The 22266-nt window shown below is 38.4% G+C and carries 14 protein-coding genes and 1 tRNA gene; 9 read left to right on the top strand and 6 right to left on the bottom strand.

Going from position 1 to position 22266, the window contains the following annotated elements:
* Position 1: 1 nt before the first annotated feature.
* The 4 genes from feoB to E6H07_04780 form a co-directional block, all read right to left on the bottom strand.
* Positions 2-2116 carry a ferrous iron transport protein B gene (gene feoB, locus E6H07_04795; protein TMI65245.1) on the bottom strand — a complete coding sequence of 705 codons (2115 nt, stop codon included), beginning with the start codon at positions 2114-2116 and terminating at the stop codon, positions 2-4.
* A 115-nt stretch (positions 2117-2231) separates the two neighbouring features.
* Positions 2232-2304, bottom strand: a tRNA-Phe gene (locus tag E6H07_04790).
* A gap of 64 nt (positions 2305-2368) precedes the next feature.
* Positions 2369-3607 carry an insulinase family protein gene (locus tag E6H07_04785; GenBank protein TMI65244.1) on the bottom strand — a complete coding sequence of 413 codons (1239 nt, stop codon included), beginning with the start codon at positions 3605-3607 and terminating at the stop codon, positions 2369-2371.
* 125 nt (positions 3608-3732) lie between these two features.
* Complete coding sequence (locus E6H07_04780) at positions 3733-5400, bottom strand: transcription termination factor Rho (GenBank protein TMI65243.1); 1668 nt, start codon at positions 5398-5400, stop codon at positions 3733-3735.
* Between the two features lie 317 nt (positions 5401-5717).
* Between E6H07_04780 and asnS the strand changes: the two genes are divergently transcribed.
* The 3 genes from asnS to E6H07_04765 all read left to right on the top strand — a co-directional run bounded on the left by asnS (position 5718) and on the right by E6H07_04765 (position 14535).
* Entirely contained in the window at positions 5718-7169 is a 1452-nt protein-coding gene (gene asnS, locus E6H07_04775) for an asparagine--tRNA ligase (GenBank protein ID TMI66462.1), read from the top strand.
* Positions 7170-7363: 194 nt separating this feature from the next.
* Positions 7364-10093 (top strand): CHAT domain-containing protein, encoded by a 2730-nt coding sequence (locus E6H07_04770; protein ID TMI65242.1) that lies wholly within the window; start codon positions 7364-7366, stop codon positions 10091-10093.
* Positions 10094-10182: 89 nt separating this feature from the next.
* Entirely contained in the window at positions 10183-14535 is a 4353-nt protein-coding gene (locus tag E6H07_04765) for a tetratricopeptide repeat protein (protein TMI65241.1), read from the top strand.
* Between the two features lie 71 nt (positions 14536-14606).
* On the opposite strand, the gene E6H07_04760 is transcribed toward E6H07_04765, so the two are convergent.
* On the bottom strand, positions 14607-15434 hold the full coding sequence (locus E6H07_04760; GenBank protein TMI65240.1) for a hypothetical protein: 828 nt from the start codon (positions 15432-15434) through the stop codon (positions 14607-14609).
* A gap of 129 nt (positions 15435-15563) precedes the next feature.
* Between E6H07_04760 and E6H07_04755 the strand changes: the two genes are divergently transcribed.
* A complete protein-coding gene (locus tag E6H07_04755; GenBank protein ID TMI65239.1) occupies positions 15564-16115 on the top strand; it encodes a biopolymer transporter ExbD in 552 nt (183 codons plus the stop codon).
* On the opposite strand, the gene E6H07_04750 is transcribed toward E6H07_04755, so the two are convergent.
* Positions 16116-17150, bottom strand: a complete 1035-nt coding sequence (locus E6H07_04750; protein TMI65238.1) for a DUF3089 domain-containing protein — start codon at positions 17148-17150, stop codon at positions 16116-16118.
* Between the two features lie 173 nt (positions 17151-17323).
* On the opposite strand from E6H07_04750, the gene E6H07_04745 reads away from it, so the two are divergent.
* The 5 genes from E6H07_04745 to E6H07_04725 all read left to right on the top strand — a co-directional run bounded on the left by E6H07_04745 (position 17324) and on the right by E6H07_04725 (position 22241).
* Positions 17324-17824, top strand: a complete 501-nt coding sequence (locus E6H07_04745) for a nuclear transport factor 2 family protein (protein TMI65237.1) — start codon at positions 17324-17326, stop codon at positions 17822-17824.
* A 46-nt stretch (positions 17825-17870) separates the two neighbouring features.
* Positions 17871-18215 (top strand): PadR family transcriptional regulator, encoded by a 345-nt coding sequence (locus E6H07_04740; GenBank protein ID TMI65236.1) that lies wholly within the window; start codon positions 17871-17873, stop codon positions 18213-18215.
* A gap of 29 nt (positions 18216-18244) precedes the next feature.
* Entirely contained in the window at positions 18245-20464 is a 2220-nt protein-coding gene (locus tag E6H07_04735) for a PspC domain-containing protein (GenBank protein TMI65235.1), read from the top strand.
* A 119-nt stretch (positions 20465-20583) separates the two neighbouring features.
* Positions 20584-21669, top strand: a complete 1086-nt coding sequence (gene gcvT, locus E6H07_04730) for a glycine cleavage system aminomethyltransferase GcvT (protein ID TMI65234.1) — start codon at positions 20584-20586, stop codon at positions 21667-21669.
* A gap of 89 nt (positions 21670-21758) precedes the next feature.
* Positions 21759-22241, top strand: coding sequence for an SRPBCC family protein (locus E6H07_04725; GenBank protein ID TMI65233.1), 483 nt, complete (start codon positions 21759-21761; stop codon positions 22239-22241).
* Positions 22242-22266: the final 25 nt, after the last annotated feature.

Genomic DNA, 22266 nt, shown 5'->3' with positions numbered 1-22266 from the left:
TTTATTTGAACAGTTGATAAGCTATTAAAGCCATCAAATAAGCCAGCGCCGTCATATACAATAACTGAATGACCGGCCATTTCCAGCTTCGTGTTTCTCGTTTTACTACAGCCAGCGTACTCATACATTGCATTGCAAATACATAGAAGATCATCAGCGATAATCCAGCAGCGAGATTATAAACCGGAGTTCCGTCTTTTCTTACTGCAGCTTTCATTTTATCACGCAGCAACAAATCGCCATCTTCATCACCCACACTGTATAAGGTTGCCATCGTTCCAACAAAAACTTCCCTTGCGGCGAATGAAGTGATCAATGCAATGCCGATTTTCCAGTCATAACCCAAAGGGGCAATGGCGGGTTCAATTGCTTTCCCCAGCTTACCCGCATAGGAGTTCTCAAGTTTGACTGTGTTTTTCTCTTTCTCAAGTTTAGCGACATCAGCGCCGGGCTCTGAAATTTTTAGTTCGTACTGTTGAGTTATTTGCTGCATTTTATTTCCCGGGCCAAAAGAACTAAGTGCCCATAAAATCAAACTGATCACCATGATGACTTTACCTGCATCAAATACAAATATCTTCGCCTTGCTGATCATAGTATGCAATACATTTCCCCAGCGTGGTGAACGATAAATGGGTAATTCGAGAATAAAAAAACTTTTTTCCTTAATTTTTATGAACCACTTGGCTACATACGAAACTATCAGGGCCATTACCAACCCAAGCAAATAAAGCCCCATCATTACCAATCCCTGCAGACTTAAAAATCCCAACACGTAATTATTTGGAATAACCAATGCAATTAATATAGTATACACCGGCAATCTTGCCGAACAACTCATCAACGGCGTAATAAGGATCGTAAGCAACCGCTCTTTCCTGTTTTCAATACTTCTTGCACTCATAATGGCCGGCACTGCACATGCAAATCCACTTATCATCGGCATTACACTTTTACCATTCAATCCAACACTTCGCATTAATCTATCACTTAGAAAACTGATCCTTGCCATATATCCACTGTCTTCAAGCATTGTAATAAGACCAAATAAGATCATGATCTGCGGAATGAAAACAAGAATGCCACTAAGGCCAGCGATCACTCCATTTATCAATAAGTCTGACCAACGATTATCTGGTAATGCAGAAGAAACGGCAGAACTCATTTTTGAAAACCCGAGTTCAATCCAATCCATCGGAAATTGCGCAAGCCAGAAAACACTTTGGAACAAAAGAAATAATACAGCGAGCAGAATAATATAACCCCATCTGCGATGCAACAAAAGATTATCCAGCTTTTCTGTAAACAAAGATTTTTGTAAAGGCCCCGGTTCTGAAACCGTTTGCTTCATTATCTGGCCAATACGATGATAACGTTGCAGTATTTCTTCTGCCTGTGTTTTGGTAGGATTGAATTTATGCTTAAGTTCAATATTTTCTACAGTATCCTGTAAAGTATTTGAAAGATTAAAACTTTCATGGTTGATCAAATAATGAATACTTGTATAATCGCTGAGAGCTGGAAAAACTTTTTGAATATCATCGATCGCATCAGATGCCAGGTTTTTATTTTCAATAAAATCCCGAACCGGTGCTTTATATGCATGTTGAGCAGTAAGCAGGATTGCTTTCTTTAACTCAGGAATTCCTTTGTTTTTTCTTGGGTTCACAGCAACGATCGGCACACCCAACTCTCTTTCCAATCCCGCTACATCAATTTTTATTCCTTTGCTTTTAGCAAGGTCCATCATCGTTAAGGCAATGACAACCGGAACCTTCAGATCGATCAGTTGAGTACAAAAAAGCAGGTTACGTTTCAGATTGCTGGCATCAGCGACAGCAACTACAATATCTGCTTTGATCTTATCCTGGTTCAGCAATACTTTATAGCTTACCCATTCATCCAGTTGTCGGGGATAAAGACTATAAGAGCCTGGGAGATCAATGATCTCAGCTTTAATTGAATCTCCGAGATCGGCAGTTCCGGTTTTTTTTTCAACCGTAACACCAGGAAAGTTTCCAACCTTTTGTTTCAACCCGGTAAAACAATTAAAAAGAGAACTCTTTCCACTGTTGGGATTACCTACAAAAGCGATATGTAAAGGCCGGGGATTCATTGAATAGCGACAAATGTAAAAAAGGTGGATGCCAGTATGTTACGAAATGAGATTTTTAAGAGATGAGATACGGAAAAAATTAAAGCCCTGTCGAAATTGACCGGGCTTTTGGAAGTGGTGTGGGGCGGGATCGAACCGCCGACACAAGGATTTTCAGTCCTTTGCTCTACCGACTGAGCTACCGCACCTCATTTCCTTTGTTGGGGCTGCAAATATAACGGGAATCGCCAAAAATCTGAAATATGAATCAAACTAATTCTTGGCCATATAATGCAGTGTATTACTATTACTTTCCCTGAAAATATTGCGGCATTCAGTTAAAATGTCATCTGAAGTTACAGCCGCATATTTTTCCAGCTCCGAATTCATCATGGAAGCATCGCCCAGCAACTCGTAAAAAGCAAGACTATTAGCACGGTTCATTACACTCATATCTTCAAAGGCAATCATACTTTCTGTTTTATTCTTCACTTTCTGCAATTCTGCTTCACTTACTTTTTCATTTCTCATTTTCTCCAACTCTTCTTCTACGGCTTTTTCTGCATCTTCTATTTTTACACTAGCCACTAATTTTCCTTCTATTACAGCAAGACCTGCATCGATACTTCCTGTATGTTGACATTCTATATTGCTGAATAGTTTTTTCTCCTTTACCAGTGATTGGTATAATCTTGACGAACCGCCACCACTCAAAATATCAGTTATCAGATCTGCGATATAATACCTGTTGTCAAGCCGTGGATAGATATGCCAGCATTTATAAAAAGCATGCAGCGGCACATCTGCAACAACTTCCAATCTTCTTGCGGCAGTTTGTGCTTCTTCCTGGGGCAGGTTGCGGATATATTTTTCTCCAGCCGGAATTTCTCCAAACCATTTTTCAGCTAACTGTTTTACCTGTGCTGTTTTTACATTACCGGCTACTACGAGTATTGCATTAACGGGCCGGTAGTGTTTAAAGAAAAAATTCTTTACATCTTCCAACTTTGCGTTTTCAATATGTGAAAGCTCTTTGCCGATCGTCATCCATCTGTACGGATGCGTTTTGTATGCAATATCCAGCATTGTTTTCCATACATCTCCATATGGTTTATTCAGGTAACGCTCTTTAAACTCTTCACATACAACTTTTCGTTGCACATCAAGGCTTTTTTCACTAAACGCAAGTGATAACATCCTGTCACTCTCTAACCAGAAAGCTGTTTCCAGGTTTTCGGCCGGTACTTGTATGTGGTAGTTGGTAAGATCACTTGTTGTATAGGCATTATTTTCTCCGCCGGCCATTTGCAAGGGCTCATCATATTCCGGAATATTGATAGAACCACCAAACATTAAATGCTCAAACAAATGCGCAAAACCGGTACGGTTCGGGTCTTCATCTCTTGCGCCAACATCATACATAATATTTACAACCGCCATTGGTGTTGAACTGTCTTCGTGAACGATTACCCTCAAGCCATTTGATAAAACAAATTTTTCAAACTGGATCATAGCTATTATTCCTCTTTTATTATACTTAAAATTACTTAAACAAAAATAAAAGCTGCCGAATTGATCAGCAGCTTTCTGTTATATCATTTGCATCCCGATAGCTATCGGGACTGCTAATCGGTTAATTACTTATTCATACTTGCCAAAAACTCTTCATTGCTCTTGGTTCCCTTCATCCTGTTTTGCAGTTCACGCATTGCCTCTTCAGCATTCATGTCTGCAAGGAATACACGCAGTAGGTTCATACGCTGCAGCACATCTCTTTCAAGCAACAGGTCATCACGACGAGTAGACGAAGCAACAATATCAATAGCAGGATAAATACGTTTGTTAGACAATCTTCTGTCAAGCTGCAATTCCATATTACCGGTTCCTTTAAATTCTTCAAAGATCACCTCATCCATTTTACTTCCGGTATCAACCAGCGCAGTTGCAATGATAGTTAAAGAACCTCCGTATTCTATTTTTCTTGCAGCACCAAAAAACTGTTTTGGTTTTTGCATTGCATTTGCTTCCACACCGCCAGACAATACTTTACCACTTGCAGGTGCAACAGTATTATGGGCACGGGCTAATCTTGTTATTGAGTCAAGGAGTATCACCACATCATGACCACACTCTACCAATCGTTTTGCTTTTTGCAAAGCAATAGTAGAAACCTTTACGTGTTTCTCTGCCGGCTCATCAAAAGTGGATGCAATTACTTCTGCTTTCACACTTCTTTCCATATCGGTTACCTCTTCCGGTCTCTCATCTACGAGTACGACCATCAAGTAACATTCAGGATGGTTTTCAGCAATAGCATTAGCCACGGCTTTCAACAACATCGTTTTACCGGTTTTCGGTTGAGCTACTATTAATCCACGCTGTCCTTTACCAATTGGTGTAAACAGATCCATTATTCTTGTTGAATAATCAGATGGAGTTGTGAAAAGGTTTAATTTTTCAAAAGGGAAAAGTGGTGTCAGGTAATCAAACGGTACACGGTCACGAACTTCTTCAGGTCCTTTACCATTGATCGTATCAACTTTCAAGAGTGCAAAATATTTTTCGCCTTCTTTTGGAGGACGTACCGCACCATAAACGGTATCACCGGTTTTTAATCCAAATAATTTTATTTGTGATGGAGATACATACACATCATCAGGTGATGATAAATAATTATAATCCGATGAACGGAGGAAACCATAGCCATCTGGCATCATTTCCAAAACACCTTCACTTAGTATCACACCATCAAATTCTACATTAAAGTTTTGCTCACGGCGGGGAGGGTAAAATTTTGCCGGGCCACCTTGAGTATTTCCCTGGCCTTGCATTTGCTCTGAATTCTGGGCAGTTGTTTCTGCGGCCTGTGGTTCCTCCTGGTTTATTGATACTTCTTCCTCGGCAGATGGGGTTTCAATTACAGGTTCATTTACTTCGGCGTCCTCACTTTTCTTACGGCTCTTTTTCACAACGACGGGCTTTTCAGATTTTTTTACTGGCATAATAGCGGATATTTTTTTAGCTGGCATTTTTAAATCACCGGTTATCGGCGGTGCAGAACTGTCTTCCACGATCGCTTCCTCGGTAGTGATACCGGTACTTGTTTTTATAATTCGTTTACGTTTTCCTTTTAATGCATCATCGTTATTATTGCCGCCTTTGGAGTTGGCAATAGCCTGGCTGTCCAGGATCTTATATACTAGATCTTGTTTCGAAAGTTTTTTGGCATTGGGGATTTTCAATTCCTCGGCAATGTCGAGCAATTCGGGAACGAGCATATCGTTCAGTTGCAGGATATCATACATATAAAATAACTTGAAGTTTCACGAAACCTAATTCACCTGTCTTAAAAAATCTGAAAATTGAGTTTGAAATTATTTGACTGGAACTGGCTGAATGGACTGTATTGCGAGATTAAAACGGAACCTGTCAAGCCGGAATCCGATGCAAGTATACGGCGAAAATGGCAAAATCAAAAATTTCAGGTGTTTTGTGATTATCGGGCGGGCGGAATAACCATGATTGAGCAATAGTGGCAAGTTTATCCTGAGGTTCTCGAAGGACGACGTTCAACAATAGTTCCCTGATGAATCATACCTTTGCCGCTCTCAAACAAAAAGGCATGTTCAACAAACGTATCAAGATCAAAGACCTGCTGGCACAGGAGCCTCAGGAACAGGAAGTAACGGTAATGGGATGGGTTCGCACCTTTCGCAATAACCAGTTTATAGCACTGAACGACGGCTCTACCAATAATAACCTGCAGGTGGTTGTTGAACTGGGGAAATTTGATGAGGAATTATTGAAACGCATCACTACATCTGCTTCATTAAAAATTACAGGTTCGGTAGTTGCTTCACTTGGCAAAGGGCAGAAAATGGATTTGAAAGCAACAGCTATTGAAATATTGGGTGATAGTGATGCGGAAAAATATCCATTGCAACCTAAAAAACATTCACTCGAATTTTTAAGAGAGATTGCACACCTGCGTTTCCGTACTAACACATTCGGCTCTGTGTTTCGTGTACGTCATTCATTGGCATTTGCTGTACATAAATTTTATAACGATAAAGGCTTTGTGTACATGCACACACCTATCGTAACAGCAAGTGATGCAGAAGGAGCAGGTGAAATGTTCCGGGTAACAACATTGCCATTTGATGATCCACCACGCAATGAGGACGGCAGTGTTAATTTCAAAGAAGATTTTTTTGGACGATCAACCAATCTTACTGTAAGCGGACAACTCGAAGGTGAACTCGGCGCAACAGCATTTGGTGAAATTTATACATTCGGCCCCACCTTCCGTGCTGAGAATAGCAATACTGCAAGACATCTCGCTGAGTTCTGGATGATAGAACCCGAAATGGCTTTCTATGATTTAGAAGATAACATGAACCTCGCTGAAGAATTCATTAAGTATATTATTAAATATGCGATGGAGAATAATCGTGAGGACCTGGAATTTCTTTCACAAAGGTTAGCTGATGAAGAAAAACAATTGCCACAGGATAAACGAAGTGAAATGGGATTGATCGACAAGCTTGAATTTGTTTTGAATAATAACTTCGAAAGGTTGACTTATACCGATGCAGTTGAAATTCTGAACGAAAGTAATCACAATAAGAAAAAGAAATTTCAATACCCTGTAACAGGATGGGGAATGGATCTGCAAAGTGAACATGAAAGATATCTTGTAGAAAAACATTTTAAGAAACCTGTTATTCTTTATAATTACCCTGCAGCTATCAAAGCATTTTATATGCGTCAGAATGATGTTGATGCAGCTGGAAGACAAACTGTAGCAGCCATGGATATTCTTGCGCCGGGGATTGGAGAAATCGTTGGAGGTTCGCAAAGAGAAGAGCGTTTAGACAGGCTCGAAAAACGGATGAAAGAAATGCATATCCCCACCGAAGAAATGTGGTGGTATCTTGATACAAGACGATTCGGTACGGTACCGCATGCCGGATTTGGATTAGGTTTTGAAAGAATGGTACAGTTTGTAACCGGCATGGGTAATATTCGGGATGTAATAGCATTTCCAAGAACACCGGGAAGCGCCGAGTTTTAATTATTTTGAGGTTTAGCTTTTATGGTGTAACGTCATCCGATACCACACGATTTCTGAAATATACTATTCGCTACGGAAAGTTTATATAAGCCATCCTGAAATACTCCTGGATGGCTTTGTTATTAATTATGCTTATTCATTTGTAGCCTAATCTAAATGTGTTTTGTGTTTTCTGCTTAATCGGATATCTTACGATGTCGCAACTTCAGAAAACATTTATGAAAAAAGGATTGCTTTTAGGGGTGGCTTTTATTTTATATATTATTTCCTTTTCACAAACCTGGAAGGAGTTAAACGACAGCACTTTCTTTTATATTGCTAATCAGGATTTTCAAAAAGGAATACTGTTTGGTGAACAAGCTGTATTGATAGCAAAAAAAGAATTTGGAACCAACCATCTCAATTATGCTACCAGTATTTTTGTTTTAGCTTCTCAATACGATATGATATTTCAATATGAAAAGGCCGAGCTTTTATATATAGAAGCAATAGAAATAATAAAAACAAAAGAAGGAATAAACAGTCGGGATTATGTGCGTTGCCTTACAATTCTAGCCTCGATGTACGCCCAAATGGGTCAATATGGGAAAGCAGAATCTTTATTTCTGGAAATAAAAGAGACAGGGAAAAAAGTATTAGGTGAAAATAGTCCCGCTTATGCCAAAATCCTCAACAATCTCGGTGAGCTATACGAAAAATTGGGTCAATATGTGAAGGCTGGACGGCTTTATCTTGATGCAATGGAAATATGGGAAAAAGAAAATAGTATTGAATACATCAGTAGCATAAATCACCTCGCACATATGTATCAAATGGCGCATCAATATGCGACAGCTGATACTTTATACCAGCAATTAATAATTTTACTAAAGCAAACTTTGGGAGAGAACAATGCTAACTATGCTGCAGCCATAGACAACCTGGCATCTTTGTATAAAGAGATGGGTGAATTTGAGAAAGCTGAACCACTTCAAATAGAAGCAATCAGAATAAAAAAAATAGTGCTGGGAGTAAATGATCCTGATTATGCCATTGGCCTGAACAAATTGGCTTTTTTATATAAAGCGATGGGTAAATATGAAAAAGTTGAACCCCTTTATATAGAAGCATTGGGAATAGTGAAAAAAGTATTGGGAATAAACAATCCCGCCTATGCTGACAGACTCAACAACCTTGCAATATTTTATCAGGAGAGGGGTGAATATAAAAAGGCCGAACCAATGCTTTCAGATGTTAAAAAAAATGAGACCAAAAATTTGCTGGAGGTTTTCAATGTCCTCTCCGAAAAAGAAAAGAATAATTACCTGGAATTTAAAGCCTATGTTTTCTATCAACAAAACAGTTTTTTGTATTCATATCAAAAAGCCGGTAATGATTTCGTTAAAGAAAATTACAACCTGCAACTTGTTCTTAAGTCTCTTGCACTGTCTAATTCTAAAAAAGTAATAGAGTCGATCAGGAATAATCGCGACTCAACAGTTCAATATCTTTACAATCAATGGCAATTAAAAAAATCAACTTTATCTCAGCAATATGCAATACCTATCACTAAGCGGAGATCTGATTTACAACAAATCGAAGAACAAACAGAAAACCTAGAGAAAGAACTCACAAGGAGATCAACCGAATTTCGTCAGCAGCAACAAAACCTGCAAATAAAAATCGAAGATGTTCAAAAAAAGTTGGAGAAAGATGGAGCCGCAATCGAGTTTGTGGATTTTCGATTGTACACTAAAGGCTGGACCGACAGTACAATCTACGCTGCCTATATTCTGCGTAAAAACGATTCGGTTCCCAGTTTTGTACCTCTTTGCGAAGAAAAACAATTCAACAAATACTTCACCAATTCAAGATCTTCATCTGGTATTAAATCTCTTTACCGAAGCGAGCCGATAGATGAAACTTCAACTGAAGTTTTTTTAGGTGATAGTTTGTATGCTCTCATCTGGAAACCGCTACTTCCGTATCTGAACGGGATCACAAAGATCAGCTACTCACCATCCGGATTATTGAACAGGGTGGCTTTCCAGGCACTACCAACACCAGACGGTCAGTTATTGATCGACAAATATGAAATGAATCAATATATCAGTACCCGGCAACTGGCTGTAGAGGAAGAAAAAACAAAAACCAGGTCCCAATTCATTACCCTGTTTGGCGATTGCGCTTTTACCATGGATAGTATATCAATTGTAAAGAACATTCCGCCAAAAAGCGGGGTCAGTAATATTTATTCATCAGGTATAAGCCGGGATGAAAACAAAGGAAGCTGGCGACAACTGGAAGGAACAGCGACAGAAATCAACCAGATAAAAAACCTGTTTGCAAAGAATAAAATAGATACGGCCAGCTTTATGCAACAAAAGGCGACTGAAGAACAATTTAAAAACCTGAGCGGTAATTCACCAACCATTTTACACCTTGCCACACATGGATTCTTTTTACCAGATCCGGAGCAAAAAAGGAAAGAAGGCTTTGAAGTTTTAAATACCAATACATTTAAATTATCAGATGATCCAATGATGCGAAGTGGAATAGTTTTATCGGGAGCTAACCGTGTATGGAGTGGCCAGGCGCCGATCGAAGGAAGAGAAGACGGAATAGTTACAGCATATGAAATATCACAACTGGATTTGCATAATACAGAACTTGTGGTATTAAGTGCATGTGAAACCGCACTGGGAGATATAAAAGGAACAGAAGGTGTATTTGGTTTGCAAAGGGCCTTCAAACTAGCGGGAGTAAAAAGCTTATTACTTAGTTTATGGAAAGTACCCGATAAAGAAACTGCAGAACTGATGACAACATTTTATCAATACTACCTGGCGGGAAACTCATTGAGGGAAGCTCTGCACAAAGCACAAATGGATATGAAGAAAAAATACCGGCCATATTACTGGGCGGCTTTTGTGCTGATTGAATAAAATTTTTTAAAACAAGAATATGGGGCCTTATTTATTATTAACTGCTTCGGTTAGATTATTTTTATTAATTATCAGCCATCATTTGCATTATGAAATACTTTATACTGCTAAGTTCTATATTACTGATCTCCCTCTTGGCATCTGCACAAAAATGGAATGAGTTAAACGACAGTCTTATTCATTATTATAATTCAGGAGAATTTGAAAAAGGAATAAGTATTGGAGAAAGAGCTGTAAGCGCTGCAAAAAAAGAATTAGGCATTAATCACCCGGATTACGCTACCTGCCTGAACAATCTTGCTGAGTTGTATGAAGCCATAGGAAAATATGCTAAAGCCGAACCACTATATTTCCAGGTAAAAGAAATCAGGAAAAAAACTTTAGGAGAATCACATCCTGATTATGCAAACAGCCTCAACAGCCTGGCGGTGTTATATTATGCGACAGGAAAATATGCTAAAGCCGAACCGCTGTATATTCTGGCAAAAGAAATATTTAAAAAATCGGGTGGAGAAAATAGCAAAGATTATATAACATGCTTAGACAACCTTGCAGAGCTGTACAAAACGATAGGCCAGTATGCTAAAGCCGAACCGCTTTATATACAGGTAAAAGAAATCAGGAAAAAAATTTTAGGAGAATCACATCCTGATTATGCAAACAGCCTCAACAGCCTGGCGGTGTTATATTATGCGACAGGAAAATATGCTAAAGCAGAACCGCTGTATATCCTGGCAAAGGAAATATTTAAAAAATCGGGTGGAGAAAATAGCGAGGATTATATAACATGCTTAGACAACCTTGCAGAGCTATACAATACAATGGGCCAATATGCTAAAGCCGAACTTCTTTATATACAGGTAAAAGAAATCAGGAAAAAAATTTCGGGAGAAAATAACCCAGATTATGCAAAGAGTCTTAATAAGCTTGCTGCCCTTTATCACCTAACACGGCAATTTGAAAAAGCTGAACCACTTTGTATTGAAGCAACTGAAATTTGGAAAAAAACTTCCGGAGAAAATGATCCAGATTATGCTACCAGCCTTAATAATCTGGCAGTATTATACCAGGCAATGAGTAAATATGAAAAAGCCGAACCCATTTTTATACAACTAACTGAAATTTGGAAAAAAATTTCAGGAGAGAATCATCCTGACTATGCTACCAGCCTTAATAACCTGGCAGAATTATATCAGGCTATGGGAAAATTCGACAAAGCCGAGCCACTTTATATACATTCATTTGAAATCATAAAAAAGACACTGAGAGAAAATCATCCTGACTATGCCCTTAGTCTTAATAGCCTGGCAGTATTATATTATAGTATGGGGCAATTTGAAAAAGCCGAACCCCTGCTTATACAAGCAATAAAAATCAGGAAGAATATTTTGGGAGAAAATCATCCTGATTATCTTATGAGCCTTAATAGCCTGGCTTTATTATATCAGGCAATGGGACAATTTGAAAAAGCTGAGCCCCTCTATATCCAGGTAAGAGAAAACCTGAAAAATTCGTTGGGAGAGAATCATCGTGACTATGCTAATTGCTTAAACAGTTTGGCTACGTTTTATCAGGCTATGGGGAAATTTGAAAAGGCCGAACTGCTGTATATCGAGGCAAAAGAGATCTGGAAAAAAGTATTGGGGGAAAACAATGAGAGCTATGCCTATTGTATTAATAATCTTGCAGCATTATACCAGGCCAGGGGCCAGTATGAAAAGTCAGAACTTTTTTATATACAGGCAAGAGATATCTGGAAAAGAATATCAGGAGAAAATCATCCGAATTATTTACTTAGTTTGAACAACCTGTCAGTATTATACCAGGCCATGGGTCAATATGAAAAAGCTGAAGCACTGAATATTCAGGCAAAAGAAATCTCAGAAAAACTATTGGGCAAAAACCATCCGACTTATGCTAAATGCATTAATAACCTGGCGAACTTATACCGGGCCGTGGGTCAATACAAAAAAGCAGAATTATTATATAACCAGGCAATAGAGATAAGAAGAATATTAGGAGTTGCTCACCCGGATTATGCTCTATACCTGAATAATCTTGCTACATTATATCAATCCATGGCACTTTATGAAAAAGCTGAACCCCTTTATTTACAGGCACTGGAAATTCAGAAAAAAGCATTAGGAGAAGCTCACCCTGACTACGCAAGGAGTTTTAATAACCTGGCAGTATTCTACAGGGCAATGGGTCAATATACAAAAGCAGAACAATTTTATTTGCAGGCATTAGAAATTTATAAAAAGATATTTGGAGAAACTCATCCTGAATTTGCAAACAGTCTGAGTAACCTGGCAGAATTATATTTAGGAATGGGTCAATATACAAAAGCCGAGTCTTTGTTGATCCAGGCAATAGAGATCAAAAAGAAAGTACTTGGGACAAATCATCCGGATTACGCCATGAGTATTAATAACCTTGCCGAATTATACAGAAACGCTGGCCAATATGAAAAAGCCGAACAATTTTATTTACAGGCATTAGAAATTTATAAAAAGATATTTGGAGAAACTCATCCTGACTTTGCAAATAGCTTAAGTAACCTTGGATTATTATATCAAAACATGGGGGCCTATAATAAAACCGAATCCCTGTATATGCAGGCAAAAGCGATATGGGCAAAAGTATCAGGGGAGGCTCATCCTGACTTTGCACGAATCCTCAATAACCTGATCGTTTTCTATATGGATATTGGCCAGTATGAGAAAGCCGGGCCCCTGCTTCTCCGGGAAAGCGGGATAGTAGTACAAAATATGCTGAACAATTTTACCATACTTTCTGAAAAAGAAAAAGAGAATTACCTCATTCAAAAAATTACATTGCTTGAAAAAAATAATAGTTTTTTATATAACGCCGAAAAAGAGTTCCCGTACATAATCAGTAATAATCTGAACCAGCAACTTTTTTTTAAATCCATGATTCTTGCAGATACAAAAAATGTAATGACTTCAATAATGCAAAATGCAGATACGACTGTAAAACGAATATTGAAGAACTGGCAAACGAATAAAAATATTTTAGCAAAACAGTATTCGCTTCCAATTGCCGAGAGAAGGACGGATTTAAAACAAATAGAAACAAGTACAGAGAACCTGGAAAAAGAACTTAGCCGCAAATCTGCTGAATTTCTGAATCAGCAAAAGGCCACACGTGTTTCCTTAAAAGATGTGCAGAAGAATTTAGGGGAAGACGAAATAGCAATAGAATTCGTCAGCTTCCGGCTGTATAATAAAAAATGGACCGACAGTACAATCTATGCTGCCTATATTCTGCGTAAGAACGATTCAGTACCTGTTTTTGTTCCTCTTTGCGAAGAAAAACAATTTACCAAATACTTCATCAATTCAAGCTCTTCATCTGGTAGTATTAAAGCTCTTTACCGAAGCGAGCCATTAGATGAAACTTCAACTGAAGTTTTTTTAGGAGATAGTTTGTATGCCCTCATCTGGAAACCGCTTCTTCCCTATCTGAAAGGGATTACAAAAATCAGCTATTCACCATCCGGATTATTGAACAGGGTGGCTTTCCAGGCACTACCTACACCAGACGGTCAGTTATTGATCGACAAATATGAAATGAATCAATATATCAGCACCCGGCAACTGGCTGTTGAGGAAGAAAAAACAAAAACCAGATCCCAATCCATTACCCTGTTTGGCGATTGTGCTTTTACCATGGATAGTGTATCAATTGTAAAAAATATTCCGGCAAAAAACGGAGTCAGTAATATTTATTCATCAGGTATAAGCCGGGATGAAAACAAAGGAAGCTGGCGACAACTGGAAGGAACAGCGACAGAAATTAACCAGATAAAAAATCTGTTTGCAAAGAATAAAATAGATACGACTAGCTTTATGCAACAAAAGGCGACCGAAGAACAATTTAAAAACCTGAGCGGTAATTCACCAACCATTTTACACCTTGCCACACATGGATTCTTTTTACCAGATCCGGAGCAAAAAAGGAAAGAAGGCTTTGAAGTTTTAAATACCAATACATTTAAAATATCAGATGATCCAATGATGCGAAGTGGAATAGTTTTATCGGGAGCCAATCGTGTGTGGAGTGGCCAGGCATCAATCGAAGGAAGAGAAGACGGAATAGTTACAGCTTATGAAATTTCACAACTGAATTTACGTAATACTGACCTGGTGGTTTTAAGTGCATGTGAAACCGCCTTGGGAGATATAAAAGGAACAGAAGGTGTATTTGGTTTGCAAAGGGCCTTCAAACTAGCGGGAGTAAAAAGCTTATTACTTAGTTTATGGAAAGTACCCGATAAAGAAACTGCAGAACTGATGACAACATTTTATCAATACTACCTGGCAGGAAACTCATCGAGGGAAGCTCTGCATAAGGCACAAATGGATATGAAGAAAAAATACCGGCCATATTACTGGGCGGCTTTTGTGCTGATTGAGTAGTGGCCAGAACATTCCGGGGAAAGAAAAGTTACCCGATTACTTTGAGTTGCTTTCTTATTTAATCCCAACCCTTATTCATGCACACACATTACCGGCACATGAGATTCAAAAACCAATTGCTTTGTTGAACTTTTCTTAAACAAGCCTTCCAGCAATTTGTGTTTTTTAGGAATGGCAATTACCAAATCAAGATTATTTTTTTCTGCAAACTCATTAATGCCATCTTCCACATCACGATGTTGAATAAAGTGATATTGCGGATTTAATTCTTCAAGCATGTTATGCAACAACAGGGATTGCTCTTGTGTTTCAGATGCAAATTTCTTGTTTTCATAATCAACGTTCAGCACATGCAACTCACCGTTAAATTCTTTTACCAGGTCCTTGATTGCATGAGCCGGTGTAGATTCTATTACTTCTTTGAAGTCGCAAGCCAAACCTATTTTCTTTATGCCATCACCATATTCCTTACCCGGAGGTACACAGATAACCGGCCAGTGTAATTTTTTAATTGCAGATAATGTATTGCTTCCAAATAAAGCTCGTTCCATAGCTGAATGACCCTTAGTGCCCATTATTACAGCAAAGGGTTGAATTTGATTGGACAATAGATCTAACTCATCCACGACATCTCCCATTTTTAATTCAGAATACACTTTTACTTTACCTGTAGTGCTATTCTCAATATTTTTTTTCAATTCCTCTAACTGTTCTTCAGCACTTTTTCTCAAATCATCTACAGAAACCAACACAACAGGAACATCTGTAAAACTTACAGGCACATGGTAAACATGCAACAATAAAATGCTCGCATCAATAGCTTTACCCATATCAACAGCATAATTCATGGCATTCGTCGCTGCCGGGGAAAAATCGGTTGGAACAATAATCGTTTTCATATTGCAGAGTTTTATTTCTGTTTAAAACTACTCCATTACCATGCCTGAATTATTGATTTAGCTCAGCAGTTTTCATGATTAATGTTGTGGATTTAAATCTTTCAGGCATCTAATTCTGAAACAACGCTTATGGCAGAGATCATTATAAATGAAGCCCATAGCCGCAGAGCAGGCGTAAAACGAATGAAACGTCATAGTTTAAAGATAGATATGACTCCAATGGTTGACCTTGGTTTTTTATTGATCAGTTTCTTTGTAATAACAGTAGAAATGAGCAAACCGGTTGCGGCAAAATTGAATATGCCAAAAGATGGACCGGGAACAGTTTTAAAAGAATCAGCCGCATTGACTTTGTTACTCACAAATAACAGGGAGATCTGGTATTATCATGGATTTTTAGATAAAGCTTTAAAGAATAACCAGGTTTTTAAATCTTCATATTCCTATAGCGATGGAATTGGACAGGTGATTCGAGATAAACAAATAACATTGGATAAAAACCCTGACATGGTAGAAGGAAGAGATGAATTAACCATTTTAATAAAACCAAATTTCAATGCCGATTATACAGGCGTTGTTGATGTGCTTGATGAAATAGTTATCAATAAAGTGAAGCGGTATGCATTGGTAAAAATAACAGATGAGGAAAAACAATTTTTAAACAAAAAAGAATTGCAATAATTATTTTACCGGATATTTTTTAAAATAAGCATCTATACGCTGCTCCACGTTTTCGCGGATATTAATATAGAAAAGATTGATGTCGCCAATATGATAATTGCGGGTCGCATAGATAAAGCTCCATGGGAATTTTGGTTTCTTTACCCAAAGCAGGCCGTTGTTGATTTGCGCATCAGTTGTTTTTGTATATACTTTATTGAATTTTAGAAGCACACTTCCTTTGTTTTCATTTTTACCTGCATAAGTTTCATCCGTTTTCCAATTAAGCGGATTGGTGGCAAGAGAATTACTGGTTTCGTTTCTCATGTACTTTGGCTTAAATCCCTTTCGGTAGGTGCGCCAGCTGCACAGGCAATTGATATCTGTTGAATCAAAACATGGCTTAAGAACACTGAAAGACTGTTTTGGCATGGGCCAGCCCAATACATATGCAGTTACCAACTGATCCGCCAGCGCTTTATCTTCAAAAAATTCTTTCAATAATCTTTCTGCATGCACAGACCCTTGGCTGTGTGAGGCAATGATGATGGGCCGGTTATGATTCCAGTTTTTTAAATAATATTCAAAAGCGGCTTTGATATCCTGGTATGCTAACTCTAAATTTTTTTGAATCAATGCAGAGTCTTTCAAGAAAAATGTTTTGATATGTGCTTCACGAAAACGGGGAGCAAAGATGCGAGCATGCTGATTGAATACGCTTGCCTGGTACAGTATCGAGGAATAATCCGTTTTGGCATTATTATACGCATCATCGATTTCAACATTCCATTCTTTGAATTTTCTCTTTGAAGTGTATGCGGTGGGATGAAGAAAGAAAACATCCACAACAGAGTCCCGCATTTCATTCAGTAATGACTTGGGAATACTATCTGCTGGATCCCATTTTTGCGGATGTGAAGCCCAGTAATAGAGATCTGAATAATCAGGTTGAGTCTGGGTGGTCGTTCTTGTGTATTGAGGTTTGTAAGTGCCATATTTATCAGCACAGGACGAAACCGTCAGCGAGGTTATTATTATAAATAAGACTTGTTTCATTAAGATGTAAAAGCATTTATGAAACGCCTATTTCTTTCGTTTCAGATGTTAGGCCGCGAATTTCATCCATTTTTTTGACCTTTTATCATAAAAAAGGGTATTTTATAAAAAAACAAGTACTTTGTTTTGCATAGTACCAATCATCACCCTATCTTTGGTTCAGAATCAAAAAAATGAATCCTAAAACACCTTTTCTCAAACTAATTATAGCAGCAACAATGATTGCAGCTTTAATAATGATGGCAGGGTTCAATTTGTCAAATGCACAACTGGCACTAAGTCTTAAAACTGGCACTGAGCTGTTTAATGAAATTAAAAAGATGGACAGCATTCTTTTTAATGCATTTAATAAAAGAGATACCGGTTTGTTCAAAGAGTTCTTTACAAAAGATCTTGAATTTTTTCACGATAAAGGAGGTCTTAGTGGTTTTGAACAAACCATCAGTTTTATACGATCAACAGCACAACCAGGTAATGATCTGACAAGAGATTTGATCCCGGGAAGTTTGGAAGTTTACCCTGTACCCGGATATGGCGCCATGCAGATCGGACAACACCGTTTTTGCCATACAGAAAAAGGCAAACAGGATTGCGGCACATTTAAGTTTGTTCATATATGGTTATATAAAGAAGGGAAATGGAAAATATCAAGAGTGGTAAGTTATGATCACTAAACATCAACGACCGAAACAAGCAACTATAATAAGAAAATGAGGATTTATGAATATTGAAAACACACAGAGCCAGATGCGGAAAGGTATACTGGAGTTTTGTATCTTATCTATCATTCGCAGGGGCGAAGCCTACCCCAGTGATATTGTAGATGAGATGCGGGGCTGTAACTTGCAGATTCTTGAGGGTACTCTCTATCCGCTACTTACCCGTTTGAAAAATTCTGAGATGCTATCGTACCGTTGGGTAGAAAGCAATTCAGGTCCTCCGCGGAAATATTTTATGCTGACAGAAAAAGGCGAAGCATTTTATAAAGAACTGGAGCAAACCTGGAATGAATTATCAAATGCTGTAAATGCATTAGCTAATAAAACCGAAGACCTGAACAAATAAACTACTACTGCCAAACTAATAATTCTGATATGAAAAAGATTTTAAATATAAACCTCAGCGGCCGGGTGATACCGATAGAAGATTCTGCGTATGAAAACCTGCAGGCCTATATTGAAAGCCTGCGAAAATATTTTGCTCACGAAGAAGGCCGTGACGAGATCATCAATGATATCGAAAGCCGCATTGCCGAACTGATGAATGAAAAAGTTCGCAAAGGTGCTTCCTGCATTACCGATGCAGATGTGGAAGAGATATCTATAAGCATGGGACGTCCGCAGGATTTTGAAGCGGAAGATTTGCAAGAGAAAAAAGCTACTGCTTCTGCAGCAGCAGCTTCACAATCTTTTGCCGGAACTGAATCACAAAGTCAGCCACAACCGCAATCTCAACAATCAAGTACAAAGTCTGGCAAGAAAAAATTATACCGCGATTCAAGTGATAAGTTTATCGGTGGTGTATGTAGTGGCTTAGCCAATTATATGAATATTGACCCGGCGATCGTAAGAATACTTTTTGCTATCATAACATTTGGTGGATTTGGTCTTGGATTTTTATTATATATAATTTTGTGGATTATTTTACCTCCAAAAGACCTGGATGTGTATGGTGGTAAAAGATTGTTTCGTAATCCCGAAAGTAAAGTTATCGGTGGTGTAGCCGGTGGTTTATCCGCTTATTTTGATATTGATGTTTGGAAGATCCGGTTGATCTTTTTAGCACCAATTATTCTGAGTTCGATTTTTGGGATATTTGATGGCCCTTTTAATAATGGGTTCGAATGGGATATTCTTTCAGGCTCACTTACTGGAACATTTGTTCTTATCTATATAGTCTTATGGGCTGTATTGCCTGAAGCAAGAAGTCCTTACGAGAAAATGGAAATGCGTGGCGAAAAAGTAGATGTGAATACGATCAAGCAAAATGTGCAGGAAGGAATGGGCACAATGAAAGATAAAGTGAAAGACTGGAGCGGTGAAGTGAAAGAGGCAGCACAAAGAATGGGAGATAAGGCAAAAGAATTTTCAAATACAAGAGGTAAAGCATTTGCATCAGAAGTAAGAGAAGCTTCCCGGCCGGTGCGTTCAGGATTAGGTCATGCAATTGGTGTGATCTTTAAAGCATTCTTTTTATTTATTGCGGGAACAATAGCATTTGCACTGTTTGTAGCACTTATCTCACTCATATTTGGTGGTGTGGCCTGGTGGCCGATCAATAATTATTTATGGACCAGCAACTGGCAGCAGGTATACGCATGGGGTACATTGATTTTATTCCTCGGAGTTCCATTGATTTTGTTTCTTATCTGGATCATCAGGAGAATAATTGGAGTAAAATCAAAGAGTAGTTATCTGGGATGGACATTTGCTGGCTTATGGACCTTGGGTTGGATATCAGTAGCATTACTTGGCTCAAGCATTTCAAGAGATTTTAGTGATAGCTCTTCAATAAGCGAAACAGTTTCCATGAACACTCAACCTGTTAATGGAAGAATGACACTGATTGTATCAGAACCCGAACTTGTTTTTAACAACAGCTTCTGGTGGACAGAAGGCGATTGGGATGGTTGGAATGTTTCTTCCGATACGATGCGTTTATCCTGGGTTCGTTTTACAGTAGATAAAAGCACAGATGCCAATTATCATGTGTTTGTAAATAAAGTGAGCCAGGGCCGTACAGAAAGTGAAGCAAGAAGAAGAGCAGAAAAAATCCAGTATAAATATTCCTATAAAGACAGCATACTTGATCTAGGAAACGGCTTTGCTATTGATAAAAACAGTAAGTATCGTGGACAGCGGATTGAGATCCGGATTGAAATTCCGGTAGGAAGACGTATCCGGTTTGATGAGACAGTAAAATACAAGTTAAACCCCATGAATGTAAAAATCAGGAGAGGCCGTAACTGGAGAAATAATGATGCAGACTTTGAGTTTAACAATTATAGAGGATTTCCATGGAGCAGTAATGTTGATTATGTAATGGGGGAGAATGGTGAATTGAAAAATGCTGACGGCACGCCGGTTTCAGATCATAACAATTACAGGTATGATGACAGAAAGGACACAAATTCATTAAACCAAGAAGAAAGACAATTAAAAGAAAGATTAAAACAGATAGATGAACAGAAAAAAGCAAAACCCGATACCGGGAAAGTAACTACAAAACTGGAAAAAGATAATGAAGCTGATGGTGAAGCCGCTTCTTCCGGAAAAACATTTTCGCTTTTATCGCTTGAGAGCTTTTTCAACTAATCGACAGTATAATCAAAAGTATTTCACTACCCCGACCGAAGTGTCGGGGTTTTTTATTTTTAAGATAGACAGCAACCGTTATTTTTGCCGCGGATACATAAAGCAGTCAAATCGCCTTCATGAAGAATACTCCCTTTACACAAAAACATATTGCACTCGGCGCTAAAATGGCTGAGTTTGCTGGATATAATATGCCCATCAGCTATACGGGCATCAACGACGAACATGCTGCAGTACGGAAAAACGCCGGTGTATTTGATGTGAGTCATATGGGTGAATTTATCCTGAAAGGTGAACATGCACTGGATTTGATACAACGGGTAACAAGCAATGACGCTTCAAAACTTACCGCTGGAAAAGCACAATATAGTTGCCTGCCTAACGAAAATGGCGGAATTGTAGATGATCTGCTTGTTTATTGCATTGAGGAGAACAAAGTGTACATGCTTGTGGTAAATGCAGGAAATATTGAAAAAGATTGGAAATGGATAAGCAAACACAATGCAAAAAAAGCAGAGATGCATAATATCTCTGATAAAACATGTTTGCTTGCAATACAGGGTCCTAATGCGACCAAGATATTGCAGCCGCTTACTGAAATTGATATTCTAAACCTGAAGTATTACACTTTTGTAAAAGGAAAATTTGCCGGAGTAGATAATGTGGTCATCAGCGCAACAGGCTATACAGGAGCCGGCGGTGTTGAAATATATTTTGAAGATAAAGACGGAGCTGCTGATAAAATATGGGATGCTATTTTTGAAATCGGCGGACCGCAGGGATTAAAACCAATTGGTTTGGGTGCCCGAGATACATTAAGACTCGAAATGGGTTTCTGTCTTTATGGAAACGATATTGATGATACTACTTCGCCATTAGAGGCAGGGTTGGGATGGATCACCAAATTCAGTAAAGACTTTACATCAAAGACACAATTTGAAAAGCAAAAAGCAGACGGTGTGCAGCGTAAACTGGTGGGCTTTGAAATGGTGGAAAAAGGAATACCACGGCACGGATACGAGATCAAATCTTTTTTGGGTGAAGTAATAGGACAGGTAACTTCCGGCACACAATCACCAAGCCTCGGAAAAGCGGTTGGTCTTGGTTATGTACGAATCGCCTATTCGGCAATTGATATGAAAATATTCATTAAGGTAAGAGATAAATTGCTGCAGGCTAAAGTGGTGAAAATACCTTTTGAATAGTTTGTTTGGTTTTTAATTTCGTCCCGAAAACACAATGGCATAATACATGCTGCTTGAAAACAACTTATTACGATTGAAAGTTTTCGCCAATGCCAACTATACATCTTACAACATTTATTCCTGCCCCTGTAAAAAGAGTGTTTGACCTGAGCCGCAGCATTACCCTGCATAAACTTTCTATGCAAAAAACAGGTGAAGTAGCCGTGGGTGGAACTACCTCAGGGCTTATTAAAAAAGATGAAACAGTAACCTGGAAAGCAAAGCATCTTTTTAAAACCCGGTTCTTTACTTCCAAGATCACCGAGATGGAGCCCTTTGAAAAATTTACCGATAAAATGATCCGCGGCGATTTCAAATCATTTGAACACGAACATTATTTTAAACCTACGGAGAACGGAACGATTGTGATCGATATTCTTCATTTTGAAACACCTTATGGCGTATTAGGTAAGATCGTAAATAAACTTTACCTCACTCCTTATATTGAAAAACTCATCCGTTTGCGTAATGATGTGATCAAGCAGTATGCGACAGGAGAGAAATGGAAAGCATTGCTCCAAACCAATTATTAACACAGGATGATGTTTATATTTGCCG

It is taken from the genome of Bacteroidota bacterium (genome assembly GCA_005882315.1).
Lineage (GTDB): Bacteria > Bacteroidota > Bacteroidia > Chitinophagales > Chitinophagaceae > VBAR01.
Note: the sequence above shows the minus strand (reverse complement) of the source record. Positions and strands in the feature narration are given on the sequence as shown.

Coding starts and splice junctions, on each gene's coding strand:
- E6H07_04785 (TMI65244.1), bottom strand. CDS start 3,607: ATGATCCAGTTTGAAAAATTTGTTTTATCAAATGGCTTGAGGGTAATC.
- E6H07_04765 (TMI65241.1), top strand. CDS start 10,183: ATGAAATACTTTATACTGCTAAGTTCTATATTACTGATCTCCCTCTTG.
- E6H07_04745 (TMI65237.1), top strand. CDS start 17,324: ATGAATCCTAAAACACCTTTTCTCAAACTAATTATAGCAGCAACAATG.
- E6H07_04725 (TMI65233.1), top strand. CDS start 21,759: ATGCCAACTATACATCTTACAACATTTATTCCTGCCCCTGTAAAAAGA.
- E6H07_04780 (TMI65243.1), bottom strand. CDS start 5,400: ATGTATGATATCCTGCAACTGAACGATATGCTCGTTCCCGAATTGCTC.
- E6H07_04735 (TMI65235.1), top strand. CDS start 18,245: ATGAAAAAGATTTTAAATATAAACCTCAGCGGCCGGGTGATACCGATA.
- gcvT (TMI65234.1), top strand. CDS start 20,584: ATGAAGAATACTCCCTTTACACAAAAACATATTGCACTCGGCGCTAAA.
- E6H07_04760 (TMI65240.1), bottom strand. CDS start 15,434: ATGAAAACGATTATTGTTCCAACCGATTTTTCCCCGGCAGCGACGAAT.
- E6H07_04740 (TMI65236.1), top strand. CDS start 17,871: ATGAATATTGAAAACACACAGAGCCAGATGCGGAAAGGTATACTGGAG.
- feoB (TMI65245.1), bottom strand. CDS start 2,116: ATGAATCCCCGGCCTTTACATATCGCTTTTGTAGGTAATCCCAACAGT.
- E6H07_04755 (TMI65239.1), top strand. CDS start 15,564: ATGGCAGAGATCATTATAAATGAAGCCCATAGCCGCAGAGCAGGCGTA.
- E6H07_04750 (TMI65238.1), bottom strand. CDS start 17,150: ATGAAACAAGTCTTATTTATAATAATAACCTCGCTGACGGTTTCGTCC.
- E6H07_04770 (TMI65242.1), top strand. CDS start 7,364: ATGTCGCAACTTCAGAAAACATTTATGAAAAAAGGATTGCTTTTAGGG.
- asnS (TMI66462.1), top strand. CDS start 5,718: ATGTTCAACAAACGTATCAAGATCAAAGACCTGCTGGCACAGGAGCCT.